This is a genomic window from Vibrio glycogenivorans (genome assembly GCF_051660965.1).
GTDB lineage: Bacteria > Pseudomonadota > Gammaproteobacteria > Enterobacterales > Vibrionaceae > Vibrio.
In genome coordinates, this window is sequence record NZ_JBPVIS010000004.1 from 79,894 (window position 1) to 93,876 (window position 13,983).

Here is a 13,983-nt window from a genome sequence, read left to right on the forward strand (position 1 = left end):
TACATCGTTCAGATCGAGGCTTAACCCCACTCTCACGCCGAAACAAATTGAAATATTTTCGCAGCACGTAAAAAAAGAGATTCCAATCACAATTTTATTGGTTATAATCCGCGCTGCTTTATCACTGGTGTTGATAAAGTAAAAAATATTTGAATGAACCCACCCTTAACCCGCTGCTCCGTTTGAGTGGCACAGACGAGAAAAATGATGAGCAAGTTTGATAGAGCGACCAGCATCCTACTAGCAGGATTCAGTATCAACCTTTGTCTTGGCATCCTATATGCCTGGAGTGTATTTAACAAAGCCCTAGTGACAGACTTCGGCTGGAACGCTGCTGATGCGTCATCACCTTATGCGGTTGCTACTATTGTCTTTTCAATTTCTCTTTTGGTAGCGGGCATTCTGCAAGACCGTATGGGTCCACGTAAAATCCTTATCTTGGGTACCTCACTGACTGGTCTTGGCATGATTGCATCAGGCTTTGTTGACTCAGTACTGGGTCTTAACATTACCTTTGGTGTGATCTCTGGTATGGGTATCGGCTTTGGTTACGCCTGTCTTTCTCCATCAGCGATGAAATGGTTCCACCCAAGCAAGAAAGGTCTTGTTAACGGTCTTATTGCTGCGGGCTTTGGTCTTGCCGCTATCTACCTTGCACCTTTGACTTCGCTTCTGATTGAGACGCAAGGCATCAACAACGCATTCCTGATCCTTGGTGTTGGTGTACTGGTGATTGCAGTGCCACTGGCATGCACCATCAACAACCCACCAGCGGACTACACGCCTACAGCACCTAAAGTGAAAGCGGGCCAAGCACCAAAAGCACTCAAGCCTGTTCAAGATCTGAAATGGAGCGCAATGCTAAAAACACCTCAGTTCTACTCACTGTGGGTAATGTATGCATTTGCAGCTTCTGTTGGTCTGATGATCATCGGTAATATCACCAACATCGCAAGCGTACAAGCGAATCTACCGAACGCGGTTTACCTAGCGTCTATCCTTGCGGTATTTAACTCAGGCGGTCGCGTTGCAGCGGGTATCCTATCTGACAAGATTGGCTGTATGCGCACATTGTTCCTAGCCTTTGCCCTACAAGGCATCAACATGGTGTTGTTCGCGACCTTCACTTCAGAGTTCACTCTGATTGTCGGTACGGCAATTGCGGCAATGGGTTACGGTACCCTACTGGCAGTATTCCCATCTATCTCGTCTGAATACTACGGCCTGAAAAACTATGGTACTAACTACGGCATCCTTTACACCGCATGGGGTATGGGTGGTGCCATCGGCGCGAGCGTGGTTGGTTACTCAATGGCGCAAGGTGGCGGCAGCTACACCCTAGCGTACACTATCTCTGCTGTGATGATGGGCGTGTGTGTGGCACTATCACTGGTGACTAAGCCAATCTCAGAAGAGAAGATGGCGCAGCTTAAAGGCGCTAACGCTTAATCATTGGCTTTGTTAGATGAAAGGCTTAACCTTAGGGTTAAGCCTTTTTTGTTTCTCACTCATTGATGCCATGACTGACGCCTTAGATCTCGCGCCCGACTACTACCTGACTAACTTTTTAAAGCTGATTGAGCATGCTACCCAGCTGTACTCAGACTTGCTCAACCCGCATGAACTGGACTGGATTGCCCGCTTTGACCAGCTCGATAATCACAGCCGCTGCTTATTGGTTAGAATGTTGTCGCGCAAAGGTGAGTGGTTTCGTAGCGATAAACTGATTTACTCAGAAATCCCCAATCTGGCCGCGGTCGGCTATCAGCTAGAGCAACATGGCTTTATCACCCGCTACGGTACACTGTCTGATGTTAGCGCTATCAACCAACTTCTGACCAAACCTGAGATTAGCCAAGCCTACCCAGAACTTAAACGCACTCTGCCCAAAGCGGCGTTGATTGAACTACTGCCCTCAAACGCGGCAATCACACTTGATGACGTGGTGTTTTACCATCTACTCGACAATGAGATGATCGCCACTCTGCTCGCGCTGTTTTTTGCTAACTCACGCCAAGATCTCAGCCAGTTTGTCATTAGTGATCTTGGCCTGCAGCAATTTGAGCACTACCCATTGACTCGCAGTGCACGCTACTTTAGCGACCGTAAACAAGTAGAAGAGCTCAAGCAACTTACTGAGATAGCAGAGCAATTCTATTTGCTTGAGGACAAGCAGGCTGCCAAACTGCTTGCATTACTCGAGTCGATCCCTATCAGTCGCCACCCGAGTCTAAAACGTAAGGCCTTTCGATTAATCAATCTGCTTGCCAGAGATCTTGAGCGCCTAGAGCATTATCAATCCGCATTAGATTGGTTTCAGCTCAGCCAACTACCACCAGCCAGAGAGCGACAGGCGCGTATATTGGATAAACTTGAGCACGTCGATGCGATGGCAGAGGTGGTTCAGTCGATGCTCGATGCCCCCTACAATATCGAAGAGCTCGAGGTTGCACAGCGATTAGAGACCCGCGTCAAACGTAAGCGCAAACAACGCGTTCCGCGTGCGCCAAAACCTACATTAACCGAAGATAAACTCAGCCTCGATTTGTCTTCTCAGCGCGTTGAATACGCAGCACTGGCGTACTATCAGCAGCAAGGTTGGCAGGTGTTCTATAGTGAAAATACCCTGCTCAATGGCCTGTTTGGTTTAGCTTTTTGGTCGTGTATCTTTGCCGATGTTGATAATGCCTTTGTCAATCGCTACCAACACCGACCACTGGATCTCTACCACGGTGATTTTTCTGACAAACGTCGTGCTCTGATTGAGCAAACACTGCAGAGAGTTCGTGAAGGTGAACTCACGTTCATCCTTGATAACTATCACGCCAAGTTTGGCCTCGCCAACCCCTTTGTCCAGTGGAAGTGGCTCGATTTTACCCTAGTTGAATTGGCCTTAACTCGCATACCTGCTGCAATCCTAGCCGAGCTATTCTCTGTGATACTCTCGGACATCAAGTTGTACCGCAACGGTATGCCAGATCTTATCTTGTTTAATGACACGGAGTTTCGCTGGGTGGAGGTAAAGGGGCCGGGTGACAAACTTCAAGACAATCAATGGCGTTGGATCAAGCACTTTCAACGCCTTAGCCTACCTTTCTCGGTCTGCTGGGTTAGCGCACAATAGCCTTCTTGCCTAATGACGCAGGGAAAGCCGTGAAAAAGGAAACTTGTCTCAACAACTCGTCGAGACTCTGCTTATAAGTCGTTAAAAAACAACCAGCGAATCAAGACTCTTTTTCACCCAGCAGTCTCAGTCATCAGCGTTGCGCTTTTTTTGTGCAATTTTTTCTGATCGTTCTTGCGGCGCTTAACTATAATCGAATGAAAAATGGACGTGGACATTTTGTTGGGGGAACCAATTCGGTTCAGGAGGGAGTTATGAAGCTACAAGAGAGAATCGAAATGCTCGAGCAGCAAATCTATATTGCTAGCTCAGAGGGTGACTATGACACTATCAACATGCTAGAGCAGCAGTTGGAATCACTCAAATCAAAGGCCGAGCATCCTTTTGATGATGATCCTTACGCTCCTGAAGGACAGTACTTTATGGATGACTGGTATGGCAGTTAGTGACATAGCCCACACAGACTAAAAGAGCGCTGACTCGAATGAGAAGCGCTCTTTTTGTTTGTTATTTTTGCTAGTTAGCTTATCGATGCATCGTTACTTTTGCGGGGTTGCTTTACCCTGAACAAAGGTTCGGCTTTTATCAAGCTCTGCGACATCGTTGAAGAAGTTACGTCCTAACTGAACCGGATGTGCCATCTGGCCATTATCGACCAAGGTAAACTCTGCCTGCTCACGAAGATCGCCCAGTTGCACCCAGCCCACCACAACGGCGCGACGCTGGCTGTCATCACCATTGGCTTGCTTGACCTTAAGCCAACGCTGCACTGGCGCTTCAAACTCCTTGGTCTCCAGATCTTGGTGCTTGATCTTGAACTTGACCCAATCTTTGCCATCACGCTCAAACGGGGTCACATCGACGGCACTGACCGACGAATTGGCAATACTCTCATCAACACCCGCCTTGATGTGTTTATCGATGCTTGGAAAATACACCCATTCCTGCGCACCGAGGATCAATTTACCATCGGCAGTTTTGACTGGCAGCGGTTTGGGCTCTGGTTTTAGCTCAGCTTCTGGCTCTGGCTCAACCTCAAACGGCTCTTCCACCTCTCGCTCAATCGGTTGCTCGATATCCGGTCGTTCAATCGGCTGCTCGATCTCCGGTTGCGGGGGCTCAGGCTCCGGGTCAATCGGCACCGGCGTAGAACAGGCGGCAAGACCGCCCGTTACCAACAGGGTCATCATCAGATTGCGCAGTTGATTCATTGCGTCCCTCAGTAAACTAATTATTGTGCGACCTCAAAAATGGCCTTAGCGACGTAAGGAATATGTTGCTCAGTCAGGCCAGCAATATTGATCCGCCCATCGCCAACACCATAAATGGCATAATCCTCGCGCAGCTTAGACATCTGCTCTTGACTAAATCCTAGCACAGTAAACATGCCCTTGTGCTGCTGGATAAAGTCAAATTGTGCGGTATGGTACTCATTTCTAAGGGTTTGGCACAGTTGCGAGCGCAGCGAAACCAGACGCTGCTGCATCTCATTGAGCTCCTGTTTCCACAGCTGAGTAAGCGTATCGTCTTGTAAGATGGTTTTTACCAACGCCGCGCCGTGATCGGGCGGCATGGTGTAAGTCGCACGCGCTAGGGTCAGGAGTTTGCCTTTCGCATTGGCGACATCCTGCTGGTTTTTACCCACCACAATCGCCGCACCGGTGCGCTCACGATACAGACCAAAATTCTTCGAGCATGAGGTGGTGATCATCATCTCTTCCAGGTTATCCGCCATATGACGCAGGCCTTTGGCGTCTTCCTCTAAGCCATCGCCAAAACCTTGGTAGGCAATATCGACAAATGGGGTGAAACCATTTTTCGCTGCTAGCTCAGTAATGGCCTGCCACGTGGCAAAATCAATATCCGCCCCGGTTGGGTTGTGACAACAGCCATGCAGCAGCACGACATCATTCTGACCGGCTGTGGCCAAGTCTGCTAGCATGCCTTCAAGGTCAACCTGCTTGGTGACTGGGCTAAAGTAGCGATAGAACTTCACTTTCAATCCCGCCGCTTCCATCACCGGGCGGTGGTTAACATAACTTGGGTTCGATAGCCAAACCGTGGTATTGGGTTGAGCGACCGCCATCAAGTCACCAAGCATTCGCAGTGCACCGCTCGCGCCGGGGGTTTGGATTGCAGAAACGCGATCCATCGCTGATGTGCCTTTTAGCAGCAAGTCCACCATCGACTGGTTAAACTCTTCACAGCCAGCCAAGCCCACATATGCCTTAGTTTGCTGATTCTCGGTCACAATCGTTTGCGCCTGCTTGATCGCCTGCATAATTGGCGTCTCACCCTGGCTGTTTTTGTACACGCCGATACCAAGGTCAACCTTGTCGCTGCGTGTGTCGTTTCGGTAGGCGACCGAAAGAGAGAGAATAGGATCCAACGCTGGTGTTGGTAGATGAGAAAACATGAAAGTCACAACCCTTTGAAATTCCGCTAATAGCTCACAAAGTTAGCACGCAGCCCCAAATAACTGCAACATCAATCTGAGCCTTTCTTTAGGCTGGCAGAAAAAGCTCACTAAAGCGGCTAACCAGGCTGCAAGAGCGGTAGAAAACACCTCGCCAACTAGGTTGAGGTACTAAACTGGATTTTATATCGATATACTTGCGCCCCATTTCAATCAACACGGTAGCCTAGCTATGATTACTCTGCACACCAACCTCGGTGATATCCATATTGAACTCAACAAAGACAAGGCGCCTGTTAGCTCAAGAAACTTCAAGCGTTACTGCGAAGAGGGCTTTTACACTGGCACCATTTTTCATCGAGTGATCAAGGGCTTTATGATCCAAGGTGGCGGCTTGACTGAACTGATGGATGAGAAAGCGACACGTGCGCCAATCACCAATGAAGCCAACCGCGGACTGAAAAACACCATCGGCACGATTGCCATGGCACGCACCGATGCCCCGCACTCAGCAACAGCGCAGTTTTTTATCAACCTCGCCGACAATGATTTTCTCGACCACACCGCTAAAACGAACCTAGGTTGGGGCTATGCGGTGTTCGGTAAAGTGACCGCGGGTATGGATGTAGTGAACAAGATCGCTGAGGTCGAGACCTTATCGCGCATGGGTCATGATGATGTGCCTGCCGAGCATATTGTGATTGAGCGCGTAACCGTTGAGCAAGAGTGATTGTCACAATCCTCTTAGTCACTGAAAGTTATCTGCTTCGGCATGTTATGTCCTAGCGCACCTTTCCTATTGCGGTGTTGCCAATAGCTGCACCGCCCTTTAAACCTCAGCACTAAGCCAATATTCATTCTTGTGACCCACTAGGCAAAATCCTAACTAAAGTACTGTTTAGTATGCGTTTACAATAATAATCAGCTCGCGTACCAAGACTTCTCATAAGCACCGTACTCCGCTGATATCTAAGTGAACAAGGAAACAAGAATGAATCAGTCTGTCTTTATCCCCTCAATCCTACTATTGAGCCTGAGTTTTGCTGCCTCGTCTGAGCCCCATGTTGCCCATGCCGATCGATATATCGAGCAATATAAGCAGTATCAAGACGCGACGTGCCCGATTGCCAACAACGACATCAAACACTTCGTCTACTTCGCTATCGATAGAGCTGCTATCCACGATCATCCACTGCTCAGTCATGAGCGTTTCAGTGGCGCGCAAATCATGTACCCATGGGCCAAGCTTGAGCCAAGACGAGGCGAGTATGATTTTTCCATCATACGTGAGGATTACGAATACTTGGTGAAGTACGGTAAAAAGCTGTTTGTCCAGCTTCAAGACGCGACGTTCGTAAGCGTGAATAAGGGCGTGCCCGACTACTTGTTTAGCGACGAGTTTGATGGCGGCGCTATCGAGCAATATACCCAAGACGGAGAGCCTGAGGGCTGGGTGGCGAAGCGCTGGAATCCACAAGTGCGTGAGCGATTTGCTCTGCTGATGCAAGCGTTAGGTGAGGAGTTTGACGGCAAAATTGAAGGGATCAACCTGCAAGAGAGCGCGATTGGTATTGCGCATAGTAACGACGCCAGTTTTACTGAAGTGGGCTATGTGCAGGGGCTTAAAGACAACATGCTTGCGCTCAAAAAGGCGTTTCCTAACTCAACCACGATGCAATACGCCAATTTCGTTAATGGTGAGTGGTTGCCGTGGGATGACAAGGGGTATTTGAAGAGCCTTTATGCTTATGGCGAAGAAATCGGTGTTGCAATGGGTGCGCCGGATCTGATGATCCAACGCCGTGCGCAACTCAACCATGCGCTGGCGATGATGCATGAATCTGACTATAGCGTGCCGCTGGGTATTGCCATTCAAGATGGTAACTATATTGGTCAAACGGGGACAACTCGCGTAGAAGGTGAGCGTAACAATATCGTTCCGATGCTACACGCCTTTGCAGACGATTTTCTCAATGTCGATTATCTGTTTTGGGTCAACCAAGAGCCCTACTTTGAGCAAGATGTTTTATCCTGCTTTAACGGATAACTCTTACCCTCCCCTAATTTTATCACTTTGATATTCATCCACCGACTGTCAGTATGCTGACAGTCGATTCGGCACCATTAGCTTTGGCTTATCGCGATACCTAGAGCGAAGGTCACTATACTCAGAGCGAAGATCGCTCAAAAAAATCATAAACTTACTAAAACAACACTGGTTAGAACAGCTTTCTTGAAAGGGCTGTTCTCATTTTGCCTACCCTTCTTGAGTTGACGTATTCGTGCAAACAGGTCATCTGGTGACTGTTCACAAGACGGGGTTTTCTCAAACTATTAGTTGACAATATCAACCAATCAATTATAGTTGACTACATCAACCAAATAAACAAGTTCAACACGGGAGAGCATAATGACTGAACACACGATGACGACTGAATCGCTTGTTGAGCAACAGAAGACGCCAATTATCCAAAAGATCTTGGTGATGCTCGCCATGATCAGCCTGATGGGTGGCACGATCACAGGCACAATGACCTACCTAAACCTTGGGTTTACTGACACCTTCTTTGTTGACTGGGCAACCAATTTTCTAACCGCACTCGTTACAGTGATCCCATTGGGTTTCACCATGATGGTGCTGTTGACCAAGGGAGCAGCGAAGCTGCTACCTAATGTAGCCGTAAAGAAGCGTGATGCGCTGGTGGGCATAATTATGGCGCTGATTATGGAGTCAGGGATGGCATTGACAAGTGCCTACCACAGTGTTGGTTTGGACAATCAAACTGAGTTTTTCAACGCATGGATCGATGGCGTGATTGGGGCACTGCCTGTGGCACTAGTGCTAATGATCACGGTATCAATGACAATCAAACCTAAGGTTGAGAAGTTCTTAAAGAGTTGATCTCCCAACACTAGAACCGAATACCACAATCTATTTATCGAGGTAATTACTATGATCCCGACTATTCGTAAAGACAAGCAATACAAGGTAACGATTGAGGAAATCAACGTCGATGAGCCAAGAACGCTTGAGTTTGACTACCAAGACCGTGAAGACCTGTTCAAGATTGTTGAGAGCATTAAAAACGGCAGCGGACTTGAGCCAGCAGCTGCAACTAAAGTCTCTGTTGCGCTGCGCCTGTTAGGTCCGGAGATGATGAAAGATCGCAAGCACCCATTGTTTGCTGATTTCTTCCCGCACTTTAAGCAGTTTATGCAAAACCTGAAGCAAACAGTTAAAAGTCGCAAATAAGCGCAGCAGGTAATGCTATGTCTCGCAAAACCAGCCTATTGAGATGAATACTCGCTTGGCTGGTTTTGCTCCATTAAGCAATCGTAAAATGCCAACGCGGCCAATGATAGTGCTTTCTTCGGCTTGTTCAGCACCAGTGAAAAGTGACTGTGAAAGTGCCATACGCTCGGGTTGAGCGCGACCAAGGATTGATTGAGCGCGCTGTTTTCAATCAAGTGCCCAGGCAGAAAACTTAAGTGTGTGCCCGCCAGGGTCAACAGTACGCCAGACTCGACGTTCCAGCCGTCAATCAGTTTGATGGTGCGATATTGCGTCACATCAAGGAGCTGATTCATCAGCTTAGAGGAGTAACCACCGATGTTAATCCGCCGCCCCTCAAGGGATAAATCACTGCTGATAATTGCTTGGGCGACATCACGCCTTGCATATAGGTAGCTTTTCTCACTGAACAAGGGGTCGATGTGGGCAAAGGCACCGTCGTGATTTTCGGCAACCACCACAATCATCATATCCAACTGGTGCTTTGACAGCTTATCATTGAGCACTGTGTAGTCGCCCACCTCCAAGCTCACTTCAACACTATCGCTCAGCCGATAAAAGGCCTCAATTGCAGCAGGAAGCGGGTTGTTAGGTAACGTAATGGTGTTATCGAGAATGCCCACCCGTACATGGCCGCTTAGCGTCGACTGCACGCCTTTCAGCTTTTGAGCAAAATCACTGAGAAGGCTATTAAGTTCATTTGCATAACCATACACAGTATGCCCCTCACTCGTCAGCTCAAAGCCGCTGCGCCCACGCTTGCATAGCGTCACCCCAAGGCTCTTCTCTAGTTCGATGAGTTGATTGCTGAGCACAGGTTGACTCAGTCCAGTCGTGACAGTTGCCGTGCTTATCCCGCCCTGCTCGACAATTGCGCAGAAAAGCTCTAATCGCCTCAGGTCGCGTTTATCCAGTTTTTCGAAATGAATCACCATCACTTCCATACATAGTCAAAAGCAAATACTTGCATTCAATAATATATATTTAACTAAATGTATCAAGCTGATAGATTATTTATGTGTATTTAATGGATAATTATTGAGGAACAAGGATGGCAAACTCACCAACAGCACATAAGATTGATGACTTTGAACTAGAGCCCGTACCCACCAAGGCCAAGCGTTCATGGTGGGTGATCAGCCTGATCTGGTTGGCCATTGGGATCGATATCTCAGGGCTTTTCTTAGGGGCCTTTCTCAGTAGTGGCCTGTCGATCAATGATGCACTATTCGCTACCTTCACGGGCTCTTTCCTTTTAGCCATCCTCGCGATGCTGTGCGCGAATATTGGCTTTCAGTCAGGTGTATCCACCCCGTTAATGAGCAGCTCTGTTTTTGGGCGTTATGGTGGCAAGTTGCTTGGTGCTATCAATGGTGTTTCCTTGGTGGGGTGGTTTGCTTTCCAGGCCGATTTCTTCGCCTATATCTTGGTTGAAGCCCTAGGAAAGTATGACCTGATCGTACCGCACTTTGCCGCATTGGTTGTGGGCAGCGGTTTAATGATGATGACTGCCATTTATGGTGTACGCGCGCTTGGTAAATTAAGCACCTATTCGGTACCGCTGATGGTGACTCTAATTACCATTGGTCTGTATATGGCCGCAGGTATGCAAACTGAGGGCAGTAAGTTAATCGAAGCACCATTGTCGATGGGAGAAGCCATCTCTTACGTGATGTCGATTTGGATCCTCGCAGCAGTGGCAGCGCCTGATATTGCGCGCTACGCAAAGACCCGTAAAGATGCCATCTTAGGGGCCGGCTTTGGCTTCTTTTTTGGCAACAGTGCCACCATTGTCGTCGCATTGCTACTGACTCAAATGACCGGCACCGACAACCTTGTTGACGTGTTCTTTGGTCTCGGGCTGGGTTTAGCGGCGATCATCATTCTGGTGTTTGCTCAGTGGACCACCAATAGCAGTAACCTTGTCTCAGGGGCGCTTGGCCTATCAGTGTTGCTACCTAAGGTGCCGCGCCCGGTCTTAGTCGTGATGATGACCATTTTGGGTATCGCTATTGCTCAATTTGGCATGATCGACATGTTCACCGTTTTTCTCACGCTGTTGAGTGTCACGATCGCTCCCTCAGCAGGTGTCTACTTGGCACAGTATTACTGCCTAGACAAACAGGCGCTAAATTTCGCCCACATCCAAAGTGTTCCAGACTGGCTAGCCAAAGGGCTTGTCGCGTGGGCGTTCGGCAGCGCCGTGAGTGCCTGCACCGCCGGAGAGTTCTTCAACCTGTTCTCATTAACCACTATCTCAGCGATTGACGGCATTCTTGCGTCATTCGTTACCTACATTGTGCTTGTTAAGCTGTCAGTAACAAAAAAGGAAACGGTTTGTGATATTCAATGACCAAATGATTGATGATATTGCCTTAGGTGCCACCGTATTGGGCACCGGAGGCGGTGGTGACCCGTATAGCGGCGCGCTGATGGCCAAGGCCGCAATAGCCAATGCGAAGCAGCCAGTTGAGCTGATCGCTTTAGATCAAGTCGCCGACGATTGGATGACCGTTCCCTCTTCGATGATCGGCGCGCCGACCGTGGCAATCGAGAAGCTCAACTCGCAAGATCAGATGCTGGTCGCATTTGAAGCGATGGAGCAAGCAGTTGGCTGCCCTATTGGGGCTACATTCCCTATCGAGGTTGGTGGATTTAACTCTCTGATCCCCATACTCGTTGCCGCGCAAAAGGGTATCCCCGTTGTGGATTGTGATGCCATGGGGCGCGCTTTTCCCGAATCACAAATGGTGACTTTTTATCTCGATGGCCTGCCATCTGCGCCAAATACCCTTGCCGATGAGAAAGGCAACGTGGTGACACTTCATCCTGTTGATGGGCTTTGGTCTGAGCGATTTGCTCGGCCGATCACCGAGCAGATGGGGGGTTCCGCGGCCATGTGTGACTACCCCATGTTGGGCAAAGCGCTCAAACGCAGCGCACTGGGCGGTACACTGACAAAAGCAATGGAGATTGGTCGCTCGATTCGTCAAGCCAACGCCCTTGGCGACAGTGCCGTTGAAGCGGTACTTAAGCTGGTCAAAGGACGCCGCGTGATAACGGGTAAAATCATCGATATAGAGCGCAGTACCAGTGGTGGTTTCGTCACCGGAGGGGTGGTGATTGAGCCGCTCGCTACGCGGGGTGAAACCGATAAGGTTTTTGTTCACTTCCAGAATGAGCTACTCCTAGCCCATAAAGGTTGCAGTGCCGATGAAATCAGTCAGGCATCATTACTGGCGTGTACCCCGGATTTGATCAGCATTCTTGACCATGAATCTGGCCAGCCTATCACCACCGAGCAGCTGCGATACGGTCAACGCATCGACCTCATCGCCTACCCTTGTGACCCTAAGTGGCGAACCACCAAAGGGATCGACGTCGCCGGTCCCCGCTATTTTGGCTACCCCGTCGACTACACACCGATCGAGGCATTATCACCACGACTTGATCAGGAGGACGCATAATGACAGTTGCGAAATATCGCCTTGGGATTGATGTCGGTGGCACCAACACGGATGGAGTGCTTTTGGATGAGCAGCTATCAGTCATCTCCAAAGTCAAAGTTGCCACCACCGCCGATATCGCCACGGGTATCGACAACGTAATTGAGGCGCTACTTTGTCAGGCTAAAGTGACCGGTGAGAAAATCAAATATGCCATGCTCGGGACAACTCAGTGTACCAACGCGATTGTCGAGAAGCGTGGGCTAGATAGGATCGGTATGATCCGTCTCGCCCTGCCCAGTGGTAGTGCTGTCCCTCCCCTTTGTGGTTGGAGTGAGTCATGGCAGACTCTCTTGGGTGAGCACTTTTATCAAGCGCATGGTGGGTATGAGTACGACGGGCAAAAAATTGCAGAAGTAAACGAGCGAGAGATCCGCGCCTTGTGTCAAAAGATGCGTGGTCAGATTGACTCTATTGCCATTTGTGGGGTGTTCTCCCCAGTCGATAGCGAACAAGAGCAAGTGGTCGCCAAATGGGTTGGCGAGGAACTCCCCAACGTGAATATTTCGCTGTCACACAAAGTCGGCAGTCTTGGGATCCTTGAGCGTGAAAATGCCACTATTCTCAACGCCGCGCTGCAAGGGACAGCAAAACGGTTTGTGGAGGGGTTTTGTCACGCCCTTGAAAAGCATCGCATCGATGTGACTCCGTATTTTGGACAAAATGACGGCACCTTGATGTCACAGGACTTTGCGCTCCAATACCCAATCCTGACCGTAGCTTGTGGGCCCACGAATTCGATCCGCGGCGCGAGCCATCTAACCCAATTAGCCGATGCCATTGTCGTGGATGTGGGCGGCACGACGACAGATATCGGCGCACTGACCCATGGATACCCAAGAGAATCGAGTCTTGCGGTTGAGCTTGGTGAGGTGCGCACCAACTTTAGAATGCCAGACATACTCGCGATCGCCATTGGTGGCGGCACAAGCGTTGATTTGGGCGATGGCCAGATAACGCTGGGCCCTGCGAGTGTTGGTCATCAGCTACTTGAGAAGGCACAAAGCTTTGGTGGCGATACACTCACGCTGACCGATGTCGCACTGACCAAGCGCGTGATGAGTTGGGCGGGTACAACCGCGCCGCGCCCGATCCCTCTGACTTTGGCAAGCGCTGATGCTATCTACCACCAAATGGTACTGAATGTAGAGGATGCGATTGACCGGATGAAGACCTCAGCGGCTGAGGTGGATGTCATTTTAGTGGGCGGCGGCAGTGCCCTAATGCCCAATCATTTTGAAGGAGTAGGCCGAGTGATCCGCCCAGAACACTTTGAGGTGGCCAATGCCATCGGTGTGGCGCTTGGCGAGATTTCGGGGCAGTTAGATAAGATTGTCCCTATCGCTCCTAATCAGCGCACGCAAGTACTTGCAAACCTAGAGCAGCAAGCCTGCCGCTTAGCCATTGAGGCGGGTGCATGTCAGGATAGTGTTACGGTGATCGACAAGAGCGAGATCCCCTTGAGCTACCTGCAAGGGAATATGGTGCACGTAAAAATAAAAGCGGCAGGAAAAATCGCTTAGCCTCGACTCCGTCAACACCGTCGAACAGAGATGGGCATCTACTTGTTTACTAACTTTTTCGAGTAGAAGCCCAGATCAATGGCGACAGATATCGCGCTCGGGAAAAGGAGTCATCGATAGAC

General features: G+C 49.5%; 13 protein-coding genes. 10 read left to right on the forward strand and 3 right to left on the reverse strand.

Translation table 11 applies throughout. From position 1 onward, the window contains the following. The first annotated feature begins 207 nt into the window (after positions 1 to 207). The 3 genes from ACSTTG_RS11090 (at position 208) to ACSTTG_RS11100 (ending at position 3,570) form a co-directional block, all read left to right on the forward strand. On the forward strand, positions 208 to 1,449 hold the full coding sequence (locus tag ACSTTG_RS11090; protein WP_438475017.1) for an L-lactate MFS transporter: 1,242 nt from the start codon (positions 208 to 210) through the stop codon (positions 1,447 to 1,449). A gap of 70 nt (positions 1,450 to 1,519) precedes the next feature. Beyond that, a complete protein-coding gene (locus ACSTTG_RS11095; RefSeq protein ID WP_438475018.1) occupies positions 1,520 to 3,124 on the forward strand; it encodes a VRR-NUC domain-containing protein in 1,605 nt (534 codons plus the stop codon). 254 nt (positions 3,125 to 3,378) lie between these two features. Further along, entirely contained in the window at positions 3,379 to 3,570 is a 192-nt protein-coding gene (locus ACSTTG_RS11100; RefSeq protein WP_438457058.1) for a hypothetical protein, read from the forward strand. 93 nt (positions 3,571 to 3,663) lie between these two features. Here the strand turns inward: ACSTTG_RS11100 and ACSTTG_RS11105 are convergent, their stop codons facing one another. After that, positions 3,664 to 4,335 (reverse strand): ATP-dependent zinc protease family protein, encoded by a 672-nt coding sequence (locus ACSTTG_RS11105; RefSeq protein WP_438474860.1) that lies wholly within the window; start codon positions 4,333 to 4,335, stop codon positions 3,664 to 3,666. Positions 4,336 to 4,355: 20 nt separating this feature from the next. Continuing rightward, positions 4,356 to 5,540, reverse strand: a complete 1,185-nt coding sequence (locus ACSTTG_RS11110) for an amino acid aminotransferase (protein WP_438474862.1) — start codon at positions 5,538 to 5,540, stop codon at positions 4,356 to 4,358. A 232-nt stretch (positions 5,541 to 5,772) separates the two neighbouring features. On the opposite strand from ACSTTG_RS11110, the gene ACSTTG_RS11115 reads away from it, so the two are divergent. The 4 genes from ACSTTG_RS11115 (at position 5,773) to ACSTTG_RS11130 (ending at position 8,793) form a co-directional block, all read left to right on the forward strand. After that, positions 5,773 to 6,270, forward strand: a complete 498-nt coding sequence (locus tag ACSTTG_RS11115) for a peptidylprolyl isomerase (RefSeq protein ID WP_438474864.1) — start codon at positions 5,773 to 5,775, stop codon at positions 6,268 to 6,270. A gap of 261 nt (positions 6,271 to 6,531) precedes the next feature. Then, positions 6,532 to 7,587, forward strand: coding sequence for a hypothetical protein (locus ACSTTG_RS11120; protein ID WP_438474866.1), 1,056 nt, complete (start codon positions 6,532 to 6,534; stop codon positions 7,585 to 7,587). Between the two features lie 363 nt (positions 7,588 to 7,950). After that, positions 7,951 to 8,442: a DUF2798 domain-containing protein gene (locus ACSTTG_RS11125; RefSeq protein WP_438474867.1), complete on the forward strand. Its 492-nt coding sequence runs from the start codon at positions 7,951 to 7,953 to the stop codon at positions 8,440 to 8,442. Between the two features lie 51 nt (positions 8,443 to 8,493). Next, positions 8,494 to 8,793: a DUF3861 domain-containing protein gene (locus ACSTTG_RS11130; RefSeq protein WP_438474869.1), complete on the forward strand. Its 300-nt coding sequence runs from the start codon at positions 8,494 to 8,496 to the stop codon at positions 8,791 to 8,793. Positions 8,794 to 8,828: 35 nt separating this feature from the next. Here ACSTTG_RS11130 and ACSTTG_RS11135 read toward each other — a convergent pair whose 3' ends face one another. Continuing rightward, positions 8,829 to 9,767 (reverse strand): LysR family transcriptional regulator, encoded by a 939-nt coding sequence (locus tag ACSTTG_RS11135; protein ID WP_438475019.1) that lies wholly within the window; start codon positions 9,765 to 9,767, stop codon positions 8,829 to 8,831. A 116-nt stretch (positions 9,768 to 9,883) separates the two neighbouring features. On the opposite strand from ACSTTG_RS11135, the gene ACSTTG_RS11140 reads away from it, so the two are divergent. Genes ACSTTG_RS11140 through ACSTTG_RS11150 form a run of 3 tightly spaced genes read left to right on the forward strand, consistent with a single transcriptional unit; the run spans position 9,884 to position 13,861 of the window. Continuing rightward, positions 9,884 to 11,185: a purine-cytosine permease family protein gene (locus ACSTTG_RS11140; protein ID WP_438474870.1), complete on the forward strand. Its 1,302-nt coding sequence runs from the start codon at positions 9,884 to 9,886 to the stop codon at positions 11,183 to 11,185. Then, entirely contained in the window at positions 11,172 to 12,299 is a 1,128-nt protein-coding gene (locus tag ACSTTG_RS11145; RefSeq protein WP_438474871.1) for an S-methyl thiohydantoin desulfurase family protein, read from the forward strand. Before ACSTTG_RS11140 ends, ACSTTG_RS11145 begins: the two co-directional genes overlap by 14 nt. After that, on the forward strand, positions 12,299 to 13,861 hold the full coding sequence (locus tag ACSTTG_RS11150; RefSeq protein ID WP_438474873.1) for a hydantoinase/oxoprolinase N-terminal domain-containing protein: 1,563 nt from the start codon (positions 12,299 to 12,301) through the stop codon (positions 13,859 to 13,861). The genes ACSTTG_RS11145 and ACSTTG_RS11150 overlap by 1 nt, the downstream gene beginning before the upstream one ends. Positions 13,862 to 13,983: the final 122 nt, after the last annotated feature.